Origin of the sequence: Actinocorallia libanotica, assembly GCF_039525175.1 — a bacterium.
Lineage (GTDB): Bacteria > Actinomycetota > Actinomycetes > Streptosporangiales > Streptosporangiaceae > Actinocorallia > Actinocorallia libanotica.
In genome coordinates, this window is record NZ_BAAAHH010000050.1 from 1 (window position 1) to 14,419 (window position 14,419).

The 14,419-nt window shown below is 68.4% G+C and carries 16 protein-coding genes; 3 read left to right on the forward strand and 13 right to left on the reverse strand.

Annotated elements, in window-relative coordinates; all coding sequences use genetic code 11:
• Together ABD140_RS35575 and ABD140_RS35580 are read right to left on the reverse strand one after the other, a co-directional pair.
• Window positions 1-268 (reverse strand): hypothetical protein (locus ABD140_RS35575; protein ID WP_344246606.1); only part of this gene is annotated, 268 nt, incomplete at its 3' end.
• A gap of 422 nt (window positions 269-690) precedes the next feature.
• A complete protein-coding gene (locus ABD140_RS35580) occupies window positions 691-1,026 on the reverse strand; it encodes a hypothetical protein (RefSeq protein WP_344246608.1) in 336 nt (111 codons plus the stop codon).
• Window positions 1,027-1,297: 271 nt separating this feature from the next.
• On the opposite strand from ABD140_RS35580, the gene ABD140_RS35585 reads away from it, so the two are divergent.
• Genes ABD140_RS35585 through ABD140_RS35595 form a run of 3 tightly spaced genes read left to right on the forward strand, consistent with a single transcriptional unit; the run spans window position 1,298 to window position 3,950 of the window.
• Window positions 1,298-2,134, forward strand: a complete 837-nt coding sequence (locus tag ABD140_RS35585) for a CPBP family intramembrane glutamic endopeptidase (protein ID WP_344246610.1) — start codon at window positions 1,298-1,300, stop codon at window positions 2,132-2,134.
• Window positions 2,131-3,291 carry a sensor histidine kinase gene (locus tag ABD140_RS35590; RefSeq protein WP_344246612.1) on the forward strand — a complete coding sequence of 387 codons (1,161 nt, stop codon included), beginning with the start codon at window positions 2,131-2,133 and terminating at the stop codon, window positions 3,289-3,291. Before ABD140_RS35585 ends, ABD140_RS35590 begins: the two co-directional genes overlap by 4 nt.
• Entirely contained in the window at window positions 3,288-3,950 is a 663-nt protein-coding gene (locus ABD140_RS35595; RefSeq protein ID WP_344246614.1) for a response regulator, read from the forward strand. Before ABD140_RS35590 ends, ABD140_RS35595 begins: the two co-directional genes overlap by 4 nt.
• Window positions 3,951-4,005: 55 nt before the next feature.
• Here the strand turns inward: ABD140_RS35595 and ABD140_RS35600 are convergent, their stop codons facing one another.
• From ABD140_RS35600 to ABD140_RS35650, 11 genes are all read right to left on the reverse strand, one after another.
• Window positions 4,006-4,845, reverse strand: coding sequence for an SAM-dependent methyltransferase (locus ABD140_RS35600; protein WP_344246616.1), 840 nt, complete (start codon window positions 4,843-4,845; stop codon window positions 4,006-4,008).
• 139 nt (window positions 4,846-4,984) lie between these two features.
• Window positions 4,985-5,728 (reverse strand): SDR family oxidoreductase, encoded by a 744-nt coding sequence (locus ABD140_RS35605; protein ID WP_344246618.1) that lies wholly within the window; start codon window positions 5,726-5,728, stop codon window positions 4,985-4,987.
• A 342-nt stretch (window positions 5,729-6,070) separates the two neighbouring features.
• Window positions 6,071-7,492 (reverse strand): tyrosine-type recombinase/integrase, encoded by a 1,422-nt coding sequence (locus ABD140_RS35610; protein WP_344246620.1) that lies wholly within the window; start codon window positions 7,490-7,492, stop codon window positions 6,071-6,073.
• Window positions 7,492-7,620, reverse strand: a complete 129-nt coding sequence (locus ABD140_RS35615; RefSeq protein WP_344246622.1) for a hypothetical protein — start codon at window positions 7,618-7,620, stop codon at window positions 7,492-7,494. Before ABD140_RS35615 ends, ABD140_RS35610 begins: the two co-directional genes overlap by 1 nt.
• A gap of 203 nt (window positions 7,621-7,823) precedes the next feature.
• Window positions 7,824-9,791: a DUF3987 domain-containing protein gene (locus ABD140_RS35620; protein ID WP_344246624.1), complete on the reverse strand. Its 1,968-nt coding sequence runs from the start codon at window positions 9,789-9,791 to the stop codon at window positions 7,824-7,826.
• Between the two features lie 343 nt (window positions 9,792-10,134).
• Complete coding sequence (locus tag ABD140_RS35625; RefSeq protein WP_344246626.1) at window positions 10,135-12,003, reverse strand: helix-turn-helix domain-containing protein; 1,869 nt, start codon at window positions 12,001-12,003, stop codon at window positions 10,135-10,137.
• Entirely contained in the window at window positions 12,000-12,938 is a 939-nt protein-coding gene (locus ABD140_RS35630) for a DUF2637 domain-containing protein (RefSeq protein WP_344246628.1), read from the reverse strand. Before ABD140_RS35630 ends, ABD140_RS35625 begins: the two co-directional genes overlap by 4 nt.
• A complete protein-coding gene (locus ABD140_RS35635) occupies window positions 12,935-13,336 on the reverse strand; it encodes a hypothetical protein (protein WP_344246630.1) in 402 nt (133 codons plus the stop codon). Before ABD140_RS35635 ends, ABD140_RS35630 begins: the two co-directional genes overlap by 4 nt.
• 8 nt (window positions 13,337-13,344) lie before the next feature.
• Window positions 13,345-13,644 (reverse strand): hypothetical protein, encoded by a 300-nt coding sequence (locus tag ABD140_RS35640; protein ID WP_344246632.1) that lies wholly within the window; start codon window positions 13,642-13,644, stop codon window positions 13,345-13,347.
• Window positions 13,635-13,958 carry a hypothetical protein gene (locus ABD140_RS35645; protein ID WP_344246634.1) on the reverse strand — a complete coding sequence of 108 codons (324 nt, stop codon included), beginning with the start codon at window positions 13,956-13,958 and terminating at the stop codon, window positions 13,635-13,637. The genes ABD140_RS35640 and ABD140_RS35645 overlap by 10 nt, the downstream gene beginning before the upstream one ends.
• Window positions 13,958-14,266 carry a WhiB family transcriptional regulator gene (locus ABD140_RS35650; protein WP_344246636.1) on the reverse strand — a complete coding sequence of 103 codons (309 nt, stop codon included), beginning with the start codon at window positions 14,264-14,266 and terminating at the stop codon, window positions 13,958-13,960. Before ABD140_RS35650 ends, ABD140_RS35645 begins: the two co-directional genes overlap by 1 nt.
• Window positions 14,267-14,419 lie beyond the last annotated feature (153 nt).

The window sequence follows — 14,419 nt, forward strand, 5'->3', positions numbered from 1 at the left end:
CGGCCACCTCGTCAAAGCCATCGCCGTCCTGCAGAACCACCGAACCGCTCAAGCCGCCCGAGGATGAAAGAGGCTCATTGATCTCCGAGCCGTGGACGACCAGGACCGTCTCCCCGTTCCCAGTCATATCGACGTCCCCGCAGCCGCACGCGAGGTAGTTGTCGTCCTCCCGGCCTTTCTTATCGTCGACCTTCTTCTCGATCTCGACGGTCGAGCCGTTCCGGCTCTTCTTCAGCAGGACGGTCGTCGTGCCCGCGGTCTGGTGCATGGCCGGGTACAGCACGGTGTTCCCGTCGTTGCTGATGATCCGGTGAACGCTGTGGCCGATGAGGCTGTGGTCCAGCCATGCCGTCGTCGGGGTGCGCCCGTCGGATGCCAGGTCGATCTCCCCGTCTCGATGTCCTTGCGCAGGAGATAGGACACATTGCTGTCGGGCTGGCGGACCTCGGGCGGCATGAGGTTACCCTTCGCCAGAGCCTCGAAGAGGGCGTAGCTTCCGTCACCGCACATGTAGACGCCCCCGAAACCGGCCCAGCCCGTGTCGTCGGGGGTGTCCTCGGCGTCGACTGCGACGTTGGTCTCCTCGCCGTCGAGGCGAAGGCCGCGGCTGGGGGTGAACAGAACGGATTCCCGGCGGATCAACGGCGCGCGGGCCCGTACCGGCTCCCGCCGGTACGGGCCAGGGCCGTCTCACTCCGGATGGGCCAGCATGTCCTTCTGCAGCTCCGCGGCCGCCAGCAGGCTCAGTTTCGGCTCCGCCTGACGGAGCGCCTTGACCGCCGCGACCGCGGCGACATCGCCCGTGAACCCGGCGGCCGCCAGCCGGTCGCGGGCCCAGCGGGCGCGCAGCCGGCCATCGGTCCCGGCCGCGACGCTCTCCACGAGCGCCACCGCGCGCTCCAGGCCGGGCCGCTCCTGCGGCGAGGCGCCTTCCAGCGCCTCGCGCAACGCCGCTCCGACGACGTCCGCGTCCCGCAGCAGCAGGACGAAGTTGTGTTCGACGCTCAGATCTCCCAGACCGCTCATGCAGATCATCATGTGCGCCGGTCCCGCCGTCCGGCAAACGGCCCCGCGGCCCCCGGGGATCCCCCCGGGGCGTCCCGTCCTCCCCCGGGAGGATCTCTGATCCCGGCCTGACCAGGCCGTTCGCCGGCGCGCCCGGACCGGGGCCGACCGGCCGTCCCCCGAGCGAGCTACGCGCAAGTGTCCACCGCCTGGTGACGATCTTCGGCTCCAAGATCCGTAGCGTTCAGGACGTCAACGGTATTCAGCCATAGATCCGGCAAAGGAGTCCTCAGTGAGACTGGTCTGGCAATTTCTCGCCGTCGCGGCGGTCGCCCTCATAGGCAGCCAGGGCGTCATGGCGGTGCAGGGGAACGCGTGGCTCACGCTGCTCATCGGCGCCCTGACGGCGGTGCTGTCGGTGCTCGTCTACCGATGGGTGGTGCGGCGGACCGAGCACCGCACGGTCACCGAGCTGGCGACCGAGGGCGCCCGGGCCGCGACCTACCGCGGTCTGCTGATCGGCTTCGCGATGTTCGGGGCCGTCATCGTGAACCTCTTCTTCCTCGGCCACTACAAGATCGACGGCCCGGGTTCGATCACGGGCGCGCTGGGGCTGGTCGGCTTCATGCTCGCCGCCGCCGTGACGGAGGAGCTGCTCTTCCGCGGCGTCCTGTTCCGGATCGTCGAAGAGCGCATGGGCACCTGGATCGCGCTGTCCCTGACCGCCCTGCTGTTCGGCCTGGCGCACCTGCCCAACCCGAACGCCACCCTCTGGGGCGCCATCGCCATCGCCATCGAGGCGGGCGGCATGCTCGCCGCCGCGTACGTCGCCACCCGCAACCTGTGGCTGCCGATCGGCCTGCACTTCGCCTGGAACTTCGCCGCGTCCGGCATCTTCAGCACCACGGTCTCGGGCAACGACACCCAGCAGGGGCTGCTGGACTCCTCGATGTCGGGCCCGGCGATCCTCACCGGCGGCGATTTCGGCCCGGAGGGCAGCGTGTACTCGGTGCTGTTCGGCCTGCTGCTGACCGTGTTCTTCCTGTGGCTGGCCCGCCGCCGCGGCCACATTGTCCCCCGCCGCCGCCGCACCGCGCAGGCCGACGCCGCCACTACACTCGCCGAATGAGCAGCACCCGGCGGGCCGGCGAGATGTGGCGTCGGCTGCCCGTCACCGTCCGGGACCTCCCCGTCGGCCTCTTCCTCCTGGCCGGCTCGTTCACCCCGGCGCTGCACGGCAGCGGAACGCAGATCGGCGACCTGCCGACCCGCCCCTTCGACACGCTGGCCATCGCGGTGGTCGCACTCGAATGCCTTCCGCTGGCCGTGCGCCGCCGCTGGCCGGCCGTCTGCATCATCCTCGTGTCGCTCGGCTTCGCCGCCGACCAGCTCTACGGCTACCACCTGGTCGCGGGCACGGCGCTGCCCCTCGCGCTGCTGAGCGCCGGGGCCCATCTGGAACGGTACCGGCGCGCCGTCCTCGTCCTCCTGACCGCGGCCTACGTGGCGTTGACGGTCGGGCTCTCCCTGATCGGCCCCGGCGAGCCGCCGGAGCAGTACGTGACGTTCTATCTCGTGATGGTCTTCCTCTGGGGCGCCGGGGCGTGGCTGCGCTCCACCCGGATCGCCGAGGCCGAGCACCGCCGCCGCGTCGCCGAGGACACCCGCGCCGCCGAGCGCACCCGCATCGCCCGCGAACTCCACGACGTCGTGACCCACCACGTGACGGCGATGGTCGTCCAGGCCGAGGCGGCGCGCTACCTCACCGCCGCGCCCGACCGGCTCGACCAGGCACTCACCGCCGTCAGCGGTACCGGACGCCAGGCCATCACCGACCTGCGGCACCTGCTCGACCTGCTCAACCCCGACCACGGCACCGGCGGAGAGACGCGGGCGCCGCACGCCGGCACGCTCCGCACGCTCGTGGAGCAGACGCGCCAGGCCGGGCAGCCGGTGGAGTTCACCGAGGAGGGCACGCCCGCCGATACGGCCGGAAGCGCCGACCTCGTGGCCTACCGCGTCGTTCAGGAGGCCCTGACGAACGCGCTCAAGTACGCTCACGGCAGCCGTACGTCGGTGCAGGTGCACCACCGTTCCAAGGAGATCACCGTGGAAGTGAGCACGGACGGCACCGGTTCGCCGATCCCCTCCCCCGGCGGAAGCGGACGCGGCCTGGCCGGACTGCGCGAGCGGGTCTCCGTCCTGGGCGGCGACTTCAGCGCGGGCGGAGGCGACGGCGGCGGTTTCGTCGTGCGGGCCCGCATCCCCGCCAGGAGCACTCCGTGACCGAGCCGATCCGCGTCCTCGTCTGCGACGACCAGCTGCTCGTCCGCAGCGGGCTGGTCACGATCATCGGCTCCCAGCCCGACCTCGAGGTGGTGGGCGAGTGCGGAGACGGGCGCGCCGCGGTCGACCTCGCCGAGCGGCTGCGCCCGGACGTCGTGGTGATGGACGTGCGCATGCCGGTGCTCGACGGCATCGAGGCCACCCGCCTCCTGGCCGGCTCGGACGTCCCGCACCCCGTCAAGGTGCTCGTGGTGACCACGTTCAACCTCGACGAGTACGTCTACGAGGCGCTGCGCGCGGGCGCCAGCGGCTTCCTCCTCAAGGACGCGCCCCCCGCCCAGCTCCTCCACGGCATCCGCACCATCGCCGCGGGCGCGGCCCTCCTCGACCCCGAGGTGACACGCCAGCTCGTGGGCAAGTACGCCGCCCGGATCCGCCCCGCCCGCCCCGCCCCGCAGGACCTCCCCCTGACCCCCCGCGAACGGGAGGTCCTGCCCCTCCTCGCCGACGGCCTCTCCAACAGCGAGATCGCCGCCGCCCTCGTCATCAGCCAGGAGACCGTCAAGACCTTCGTCTCCCGCATCCTCACCAAACTCGGCCTCCGCGACCGCGTCCAGGCCGTCATCTACGCCTACCGCCACGGCCTCGTCCCCACCTGAGCACCCCGGCCCGGGGGTCCCGGCCCGGGTCCCGCCGCCGAGGCCGGAGCGGGTCTCAGGGCTTGCGGGCGACTCCGCCGACGATGAGGCGGTCGGTCGGAGACGGCTCGCCGTCGGCCCCGTTCAGGGGCGCTGCCGCTTCGGGGAAGACCTCGCGGTCGAAGGCGGGATCGGGCCGCCACCGGGACGCGTAGACGAGCCCCGGGTCGGCCATCTCCATGCCCAGGAAGTACCGCTGGATCTGTTCCATCGTCCGGTGGTAGCCGCTCCCGACGGTTTCGAGGAGCCTCCGTTCGATGGCCTCGGCCCCGGGCGCGCCCCGGTGGAAGTGCGAGACGACCAGATGGCTGCCGGAAGGCACCGCATCCATGTACGCGCGAACGATCCCCTCCGGGTCCTCATCGTCGGAGAACTGGTGCAGGATCGCGACGAACAGCACCCCGACGGGCTCGCTGAAGTCGATCAGCCGCCTGGTCCCCTCGTGTTCGAGCACGGCTTTCACATCGCGCAGGTCCCCGGGAACGACCCCGACCCGGTCACCGCCGAGAAGCGCGTTGGCGTGCACCACGACCATCGGATCGTGCTCGACATAGACCACCCGCGCCTCTCCGCCGAACCGCTCGGCCACCTGGTGGGTGTTGTCCCGCGTCGGAAGCCCCGACCCCAGGTCGATGAACTGCCGGATCCCCGCCTCGCCCGCCAGGTGGCGAACGATCCTCCGGTGCATCGCCCGGTTGATCCGCGGCACCCCCATGGACTCCGGCATGTCCGCCTGGAGCCGCGCGACGACCCGGCGGTCGATCTCGAAGTTGTCCTTCCCGCCGAGCCCGTAGTCGTACATCCGCGCCACACTCGGCCTGCTCGCGTCCACACCCGCGGGCACCCGTTCTCCCATGGTGGTCCCTCCGCCCTCGCCATCGGCGCATGCGCTCTCCTGAGGCTGACCACCCTTTCAGGAATTTTCCTACCTTATGGAGACTCGCCATAAGATTCCGTGCCCGATCGCGGCCCGGACCGCCCGCACGGCCTCCCCCTCAGCCGAGGCCTCCCGTGGCGCGGATGTTCTGGCCGGTGATCCAGCGGGCGTCCGGGGAGGCGAGGAAGGCCACGACGTCGGCGACGTCGGCCGGAGCGCCCAGCCGGCCCAGCGGGGTGATGGAGGCGATCGTCTCGAGCGCCTCCCGCGGGTTGGTGCCGCGCAGCAGTTCGGTGTCGGTCGCGCCGGGAGAGACGGTGTTCACCGTGATGCCCCGGGTGCCCAGTTCCTGTGCCGCCACCAGCGACAGCTGCTCCACGGCGCCCTTGGTGGCCGCGTAGGGGGCGTTGTTGGGGGACGGCCGCACCGTGTTGAGAGTGGAGATGTTGATGATGCGGCCGTTGTCGCGCATCGTGCGCGCGGCGTGGCGCATCAGGGAGAAGACCGCTTTGAGGTTGACCTGGACGGACCTGTCGAAGTCCTCGTCCGCGGTCTCGGCCAGCGGCACCACGGGAATGAGCGTCACCGCGTTGTTGACCAGGATGTCCAGCCCGCCGAGGTGCCCGTCCGCGAACGAGGCGAGCCGCCCGGCCGCGTCCGGCTCGGCCAGGTCCGCCCGCACCGCGTGCGCCGTCCCGCTCGCCTCCTCGACGGCGCGGACGACCTCCGCCGCCGCCTCGCCGCGGCTCGCGTAGGTGAACACGACCACCGCGCCGTCCGCCGCCAGCCGTTCCACGATGGCACGCCCGATCCCTCGGGAGCCTCCGGTCACCACCGCCGTCTTTCCCTTGAGCGCACCCATCCGCCCAAGCTATCCCCGCCGCTCGCTTTCCGGGATGCTTCGCGCCGGCGGAGTTCCGGTTTTCCGGCCGACTCCGCAAAAGACGAAGGCGGGGGCCTCGATGAGGCTCCCGCCGAAAGTCAGGTGAGTGGCTGGGGTACCAGGACTCGAACCTAGAATAACTGAACCAGAATCAGCCCGGCCCTTCAGCGGGGTGACCCTCATCGGGTTCTCGCTACCGCGCAAAACGGCCTCCGACCAGCCTGTAGGTGGATCGGAGGCCGACGAGAGATGTCCGGCCATCTCCGGCTCACACCGGGCGTCAGCGGGTGGCTGTTCCCAATGTGTTCCCAAAAATCCGAATCAGCTTCGGAGCACCTCCAGGATGCGACGGCGGGCCGTGATGGCGTCGCCGACAAGGCACTTCGCATAGGTCTTGTTCAGGACCTCCATGCTGTTTCCCGCCCACTCCGCGACCTGCTTGGCCGACACCCCGGCGTTGAGCTGGGTGGACAGGCAGGTATGGCGCAGGTCGTAGGGGCGCTTGGCGAGAGGCGAGGCCAGTTCCTTCGGGGTCAGCGCCTTCGCCCGTGCTCTGCCCCAGACCTTCCGGATCGTGCTGCCGGGGACGTGCTCGGCTCGGATGCCCCGGAACAGGCGACCGTCCTTGCCGACGCCGAAGAGGTCCAGGTGCTCGCGGAACAGCCTGCTCTGAACCGGTGGCACAGGGATCGGGCCTCGGGTCTCACCCTGCGCGCGATGCTTGGGCATCTCGCGCCGGTCACGTGTCTCTCCGTCGTCCGTCCACTCCCTGGCCACTTCGGGTGAAACAGAGCCGACATAGAGTTCGCCCCAGTCCTCATCTTCCGGCGGGTCCTCCAAGCTCTGGGTCTCGGGGTTCCAGATCCGCGGCTGGAGAACCAGGGTGTCGGTGGAGATCTCCACGGCCTCCTCCGGACGCAGGCCGCAGTAGAGCATCGCGCCGAAGAGTGCGACAAGGCGCGGCCCACTCGGCTCCTGCGCCTTCACAGCAGCGAGGAGGGCTCTCCCCTGAGCCGGGTTGACGACTGAACGCCGATCGACCTCGCTGGACGTTTTTACGGACACCCACTTCAAACCGGTCAGCGGGTTGGTGGCCAGCGCCTTCTTGATCACCGCGAACTCCAGAGCGTTGTGAAGAATGCCCCGGTACTTCTTCACCGTGACAGAGGCCGCCCGCTTCCCGTCTCGCGCCCTCGTCGTGATCTGGTCCAGCACGGTTTGGAGCAGGTCGACATCCGCAATGGACTCGACGTTCTTGGTGTTCGACGAGACCCATACCAGAGCTGCCTTGACGTTCTCCGGGGCCTGGTCGCGTTCCTTGGTGTTGTAGGCGTAACGGGTCAGGGAACGCCGGAGCAGGGCGTCTTCCGGCTTGCCCTTTTCGCTCGACAGCATCGCGAGGGTCGAGAGCATCATCACCCGGGCGATATCGGCGCGGTGCTTGGCAGACGCGTCTTTCCACTTGCGGTCCACGTACGCGACCGCGAAGTCGTACCAACTCATCGTCACGGTGGTCTTCGCCCAGGAGACAGGCCGGCCCGTAGTCACGTCGAAGGGTTCGGCCTTGTTCGCGGCCGTCTTCAACTCGGATCGGAAACTGTCGGCTTGGGCCTTCCGCTTGAAGGGCTCGTGGAAGAGGTCACGAGCGACCTTCCAGTTGACCCGGTAGGACGTGGGCTTGCCCTGGGCGTTCTTGCGGGTCTCGATCTCGTAGACACGGACGTCGTAGCTGATGTTCTGCATCAGCCCTCCAGCCCGTCGAGCCGCTGGAAGAAGGTGACCTTGCAGACGTCCTTGAGCGAGAGCCGGTCTGTGCGTTCGGCGTCCGCGAGAACCACTCGCCGGCCGGTGTTCCTGCGCGTAATGGGCAACAAAACTCCTGAGGATCTGTCGAAGACTGGTCGGTCCAGATGGCCGTGGGCTCCGGCGGCGGGCTTGGTCGTGGCGCGCCGGTGCTCACGGGTTGTGAACGGAGTCGGGCGAGGCGGTGGCTCGCGCGCTCTGGCTCTGGGAGTTCGGTGCGGGGCCTGACCCCGATGACGGGATGACGAAAGCCGACGGAATTCGGTGGAGGTCATGAAGCGTGTGCCTCCGGGTGAACTTCGTAGGTGATCGCGGCGGGGCGGCCTCGTCCGCTGCTTGCGGGTGCGGGAAGTTTGCGGATCCAGCCGTGGGCTTCGAGGAGGGCAAGGGCGGGTTCTATTCGGGCGACCTTCTTGAAGCGGTGCTGGTTGCCGCGTTGGACGTCGCGTGAGGTGAACCTGCTGGCGCTGGTGGTGTTGATCCATTTGAGGACGGCGCGGGCATCGCCGACGGTGGGGTCCGCGCCCATCGCGTCGTAGGCGGCTTGGGCGTGTTTGGCGAAGTAGTCGCCGATCTCACGAGCGTTAGCGAGGGTGCGTGCAGTGATCGGGTTCTGCCAAGTGTGGAGCAGGGTGCCGTGATCGGTGTGTTCGGCAAGGTGGAGGAGGGCAGAGATGCGCAGGATCGAGCCGACGATCTTCGCACCCCAGTCGGTCATATGGGCCAGGTCGCCGGTGTCGGGGTGGAGGCGGAGTTCGTTGGCCTCCAGCAGGTCATAGACACCCTCGGTGGCTTCGGCATCGAAGGGGATGAGAGGAGACTCGGTGAACTGGTGCAGGGTTCGGATGAGGGCGGACAGGTTGGCGGTGTAGAGGGCGGTGTGGTGTTCGGGGACAGGTTCGGCATCGCGGTAGCGACGGGTGCCGAACAAAGACGGCGGGAGGGAGAACAGGATCCGGCCGAGCAGCCCTTGTCCCTGGAATTCAGGGATTGTGCCGAGTCCTTCCAGGACGGAAGGCTGGGTGCAGATCCCGAGGGTGAGGGTGGCATGGGCGATGTCCTCGCCCTTACGGGTGACGCGGTTGACGCGGACGGCTTCGCCGGTGAAGCCGCTTTTGAGAATGCCGAAGTTGGGGCGCCGGCTTCCGGAGTACTGTCCGGCGGCGATGTCGAAGATCTCGCCTTCCGGGGAGAGAACTGCGTATCGGCCGCCTTGGGCGGCCATGATCGATGACAGGGCTTCGATGGTGACGTTGCCGGTGAACAGGCTCGGTTCGGCAGGCACGTGGATGGCCTGGGCTTCCAGAGCCTTTTGCACCGCGACGTCTTTGAGAGCGTCACGTTCGACCCCGGTGGCGCTGAGCGCTTCGCGTTCGGCCTTTTCTGCATCCACGTCGGCGATGCGCCGGTTCATCGCGGCTTCGGTGATGATCGGTTCGGCTTCGGCGCGAAGCTCGTCCTCGAATGCCTTGATGGGCGCGGTCATGGCCGCGTATACCTCGGACTTGCGGCTACCTGGAGGGAGCGCCATGAGGACGTAGAGGCAGAGCGCTTCTTTCCACGTGGGGGCTTGGAGCCGGACTTTGCCGCTGGCGGCAACCGCCAGGACGACGAGGGAGAGGCATCCGGCGAGATCGACCGGGGTCTGGGTCTGTTCGGCGAGACGGGCGGCATACTCCCCCATCCAGTCCGGCAGCACTTCGACAGGGAACGGTGGGAGCTCTGCGACGGCCGAGAGCGGGATCGGTTCGGGCCACCCCTGGACTTGGACGGCGGTCATCGCCGCGATTTCGGCAGTGACCAGGGATTGCAGGTTCGCGCCGGCATCCGGGTCGTGCCCGAGCTGGAACAGGCGGGTGCCGGTCTCCACCACGCGGCGGCGGAACGCCGCATCGCGAACGAGCTGGGCGTAGTAGCCCGCGTTCGCCGCTGACGGCACGCGCTGCATCAGATCGACGAGGTAGGGCGCTCCGCCTATCCGGGTCAGATCGCGTCCCAGCTCCGCGCCGACGGCGACCGCGTCGAACGGCAGCCCGTTATCGGCGAGACCGGTGATCGCCTCCCAGATCAGGGCGTGAGCGGGTCGGTAGAACGACTGCGCGGAGACCAGGGTCCGGACATCGGCCAAGGCCCGCGGTTCGATCATGACCGAACCGAGGACGACTTGTTCGGCGTGCAGGTCGTGGGGGTCCTGGCGGATCGGTTCGGGCTGGTCGTTGAAGATCTGGACGACGGTCATGCCAGGCTCCCCGCTGACGATGGGGCCTGGGCGAAAGCCACCTGCGTAATCCGGTGGCACTCCCGGTCGGTGACGGTGTGGTGGGTCATGATGGAGGTGCTCCTTTCTGGGCCCCTTCGGGGGCTGGTCGGTTCGGAGTGGCGGCCCTGACGCGCGGGCTTGGTCGTGCGTGGCGTCAGGGCCGCTCGATGGGCGTGTGGATCTATCAGGACGAAGGGCTTGCGGGCGGGAAGTCGTGACACGGGGGGCTTGGAGAACCTTGTCCCGTGTCCCACGTCCCATCGGGAAAGGCGCTCATACGCGCAGGTGAGGGTTGATGGCGCGCGCGGGACGGGACAATCGCTCATTCGGCTTGCGTGGGTGGGGCGGAAAACCAACGGCGGTCGCGGTTGGTGAGTAGTCCCGCATCGCGTAGGTCTGCCAGATGGCGGTAGAGCGTCGAGGCCGAGAGCCCGGTAGCCGCGAGCAGATCGGTTCGGGTCAGCCCCTCCCCCGCCTGGGCGAGGGCAGCCAAGATCGCGATCGCGGCCGGCTCCGGTGCCGGGGAGTCGTCAGCTGCGGGGGTGTCGATGACGTGACCGTCCACGACCTTGCCGAGCGGGATCCGCGGTTCGGGCACCAGAGCGTTGAGGACGGTGAAGAACGCCTCCATCGCCTCCGGTTCTAGCTGGGCGGCATCGGGTGCGTACCGGGCAGCAGCATGGGCGATCTGCGGATCGTCCAGCCAGTAGGTGCGGGCGAGCTTGGGTGTCTTGGCTCCGCGTGCCCGCAGGTAGAACGAGCCCTGGCGGGTGTCGTCGATCTCGTGAGCGCGCCAGGTCTTGGACATACCGTCTCCGAGCACCACATCCACGTGCTTGCTGCGCTCCAGCGCGTACACGAGTTTGTTGCCGCACTGCCCGCGCAAGATGGAGGAGACGACATCGGCGAGCGGGTACTGAGTCGCGATGATCAGAAACACCCCGAGCGCTCGACCTCGCGCGGCAATGTCCTCCAGGAGCAGAGTCGCCTGCTCACGAGTCCTGACGTCGCTGACCTTCGTCAGCGCGGCGAGCTCATCGATCGGAATCCCGAAATACGGACCTTCCGGCGTGGCGGTCCACTTGCGCTTTCCCTGTCGTTTGAGCTGGGCACCGCGCACGTCCATCACGGTCACCACGCCTTGCAGCAGGTTCACCGCCTGCTGAGGGGTCATCGCGGTGGCAATGAAGGTTTCGGTCCAGGGGCCGAGCTCCAACCCGTATTTCAGATCCGCGCCCGCCAAAGCCCATCCGGCCGCGACCAGGTTGTGAATGATCACGTTCAGGCCGCCGGACTTCCCCGAGTCCGACATGCCCGCGATCAGGGTGTGGTGGACCCGCAGCAGTGCGGGCGTGCCATCCTCATACGGTCCGAGATCGATGGGGTCGGTCTGGCTGGTCATGGACGGACCGGGAAAGGTGACGGGCTTGGTGTGAGGGTCGGCGACCATCACGCGGATCCGAACCTTCCGCGCGTGGGAACGGTCTTCCTCCACGCGGGCGGAGCGGGGACCGGCGTCGAGCGCGGACTCCAGGCGCCGCAGGTTCCCGGTCAGATCATCAGCGGTGGAGCCGTGCCGCAAGACAACGGTGAGGGTCATCGAGTAGGCATCGGCCTTGATGGTCTGGAGACGAGACCCAGGAATCTTGGCGGCCAGAGCGACGGCTTCCCAATCGCGCACCAGGCCGGCTGCGCGGTTGATCGCCCGGCGCCGCTGAGTGGCAGCCATACCGATCAGCTCGACCGCGACCTTGGCGCGGATGGCCCGCCACCGCCACCACGGGACCGCCAGCAGACCTGTCAGGACCAAATGGATCGCGAAGGCGTGCCGAGTGGATCCCATCACCGCTACTGCCGTCGTCCACCCTGCCGCCATGACTATGACGGCCGCGGCATAGCAACGGTGGGAGCGGCGGTTCAGACCTAGCCGGGAGGCTCGCGCACGGACCAGAACGACCAGAATGGCGATCGTCAGGACCACCAGCCAGACCCGGTCGGGGTGGCGGGAGACCTGGACGGCGACCGTCCACAGCACCAGCGCGATACCGAACGGAGTCAGCTCTACCCGGTACCGCCACGCCGCCCGTCCGGCCTCGACGTGAGCGGGCCGCCGACGCTTGCCCCGCCGGGCGGGGACGGCTTTGGCCCGTCCCGCGCCCGGCTTGAGATAGATCGTCGTGGTGCCGGTCATCGTGCCGCTTCCCACCCCTGAGCAGGCACGGCAACGTGTTGCCCCGCATCAGCGTCAGGGTGGGCAAGTTCTTGCTTCGCGTCGATGTCGGGGTGGGCAACCTCGCTGCGCACGACCTTGACCAGAGCCAGCGCAGTCGCTTTGGCGACCCGCATCGTGCGGGCCAGGTTCTCCGCCGAGATAGGTCTTCCCTTGCTCGCCCGGTGCTCAGCATCTATTCGGCGGGCCTGGGCAAGCTGCTCCACTGAGTAGGCAGGCTTCTTGGCGCTCTTGCCCTCACGCTTGCCCGCTGGCTTGCCCACGGTCGTACGGACCGTGATCCGGTCGGCGACCGTCGCCGCGCTCACAGACCCGGACCGGTCCGGGTCTGCATCCGCCTCGTCGCCGTGGTCTTCCTGCTCGGGAACGACAGCTAGAACAACCGTGTCGGACACGGATGATCCGGCTACTTCCTGACCGGTCTGAGCTTCCTCACGGACCTGGTCCGTCTCCGCAGTGGTCTGCCGGTCGGACAGGTCGCGGCTGGACCGGACCACCCACATCGTCAGCTCATAGGAGATCACCAAAGCGACAGCAGGCCATGCCGCGATAGCGGCGGCAAGCGGCCCGTGCTCCAGCCCTTGAAGCACGTTGGCAGCCAGCGTCGCGGCGATCCCGCACACAAGAGCCGTACGTGACAGCCACCCGGCCTTCAGGCCGTAGCGCGCCGCCCAGAGCATCGACATCGACGAGGCGTAGATCATCCCGTCGATCGTCAACGGGATCAGGTGGATGGCGGGGTCTTGCTCCGCCCCGTACCGGCGTACCACCTCAACGGCGTGCCAGTACGACACCCACCCCGCCACCAGCGCCACCCCGAGCACCGTGACGGTCATCGACACCCGGATGACCCGGTCCCCTGTCGACCGCTTGAACTCCTTGCCGTGTGTCTTCATCGGGTGGTCACCACCATCCGGCGGCCGTTCGCCGTGGCCAGCGCCTCCAAGACGAGGGCGATGTTCCTTGCGTCCAGGCCGCCGACCGCATCCCGCAGATCCACAGGCAGACCCTCGGCGATACTCGCCGCGACCCGCAGCATCGCGGCCTCACTGCTCGTGCAAACCAGGCGCCCGGCCTTCACCGCGGTCACAGCGGCTTTCCATCGCACCAACGCCATCGGGGTGTCTCCCGCATAGCGGGGGTCGGTCTCCACCTCGACGTATCGGGCAAAGTCGCCTCGGGTGAGCCACACCCGGTGGCCGATCAGCAGATCGACGGCGGCCGACGTGGTCAGCAGGCCATCAGCGGCACGGCGCAGCATCGCCGCGAGTTCAACAGAGCTGTAGGGGGACATGGCTTCTCTCATTTCAGGAGCAGGAAGAGAACGATGACGGCGGTGACGGCGACGGCAGCCCTGCCGCGTGAGCTGGTCGCCCACAGCAGCACGATCAGCACCGCCCGGATCGGGACCATCAGGTCGGCGAACCGGCGTGCTCGGTCGGACTCGGCGTACGGACGAAGCCGCACCCAGTCCGGCTGGACCTCGACCATCGGCGGAGCGCCATAACCGTGCGGAACCCAGCCGCCGGCATGACCGGCATCCAGCCCGCGAGGCTGCGCCTCGACCTCCTCGCGCGGCTTCCAGCGCGGGATCAGCGCCATACGGCACCACCCCAACCTGGCCCCGCCGCCGACAGGGCAGCGGCATCGGCGGCGTGGATCAGCACAACCACGCCAAGCGCGGTCCTACCGACCACCACCGACGACAGCCCGCAGACCGTCCGCGTCAGGGCACAGTGCTGGACAAAGGACACGCCCATGACAAGTCCCACGAGGGTGGCAAACGTGACGGCAACGATCCCCACGATCCGCAGCACCTGACCGACCAGCAGCAGCACGACCACGACCGCGGCCCGCTCAACGGGCAACACGACCAGCAGTCTCGCCAGCTCCAACCGCTCCAGCGCCGCACACATCAGGCCACCTCGACCAGCGACGCGAGCCGGACGGCCCTGCGAAGCCGCGCCAGCTCGTACGTGATGTAACCCGCCCACACGCCATGGGTCAGACGAACTCGCAGCGCGTACTCCAAGCACGCCGCCCACACCGGGCACTCCTCACAGACCTCCTTCGCGGCATCCACGCGAGCCTCACGCTCAGCACGCGACTCGGTCTCGAACAGATCCGGCCCCGTGTGCAGCTCCGGATCGAAACGACAACCCGCCACTTCACCCAGGCCGGCGGGCGGGTTGAACGGGTTCCCCTCGCTCATCGAGAGCGTCATGCGGTCCTCCAGCAGGTCAGTTCGAGGCAGCGATCCGGATACGCGGGCTTGGTCGTGCATGGCATCCGGATCACATGCAAGATCAGCTTGTGTGCTGTCCTGTGCTTATCGAACATGTACACCTTGGCTCTGTCAAGTACAGAGGGCTGCCGA

Bases quoted from the DNA above. Each gene is read 5' to 3' on its own strand.
- ABD140_RS35580 (WP_344246608.1), bottom strand. From the start codon at position 1,026: ATGAGCGGTCTGGGAGATCTGAGCGTCGAACACAACTTCGTCCTGCTG.
- ABD140_RS35590 (WP_344246612.1), top strand. From the start codon at position 2,131: ATGAGCAGCACCCGGCGGGCCGGCGAGATGTGGCGTCGGCTGCCCGTC.
- ABD140_RS35600 (WP_344246616.1), bottom strand. From the start codon at position 4,845: ATGGGAGAACGGGTGCCCGCGGGTGTGGACGCGAGCAGGCCGAGTGTG.
- ABD140_RS35605 (WP_344246618.1), bottom strand. From the start codon at position 5,728: ATGGGTGCGCTCAAGGGAAAGACGGCGGTGGTGACCGGAGGCTCCCGA.
- ABD140_RS35610 (WP_344246620.1), bottom strand. From the start codon at position 7,492: ATGCAGAACATCAGCTACGACGTCCGTGTCTACGAGATCGAGACCCGC.
- ABD140_RS35620 (WP_344246624.1), bottom strand. From the start codon at position 9,791: ATGACCGTCGTCCAGATCTTCAACGACCAGCCCGAACCGATCCGCCAG.
- ABD140_RS35625 (WP_344246626.1), bottom strand. From the start codon at position 12,003: ATGACCGGCACCACGACGATCTATCTCAAGCCGGGCGCGGGACGGGCC.
- ABD140_RS35630 (WP_344246628.1), bottom strand. From the start codon at position 12,938: ATGAAGACACACGGCAAGGAGTTCAAGCGGTCGACAGGGGACCGGGTC.
- ABD140_RS35635 (WP_344246630.1), bottom strand. From the start codon at position 13,336: ATGTCCCCCTACAGCTCTGTTGAACTCGCGGCGATGCTGCGCCGTGCC.
- ABD140_RS35640 (WP_344246632.1), bottom strand. From the start codon at position 13,644: ATGGCGCTGATCCCGCGCTGGAAGCCGCGCGAGGAGGTCGAGGCGCAG.
- ABD140_RS35645 (WP_344246634.1), bottom strand. From the start codon at position 13,958: ATGTGTGCGGCGCTGGAGCGGTTGGAGCTGGCGAGACTGCTGGTCGTG.
- ABD140_RS35650 (WP_344246636.1), bottom strand. From the start codon at position 14,266: ATGACGCTCTCGATGAGCGAGGGGAACCCGTTCAACCCGCCCGCCGGC.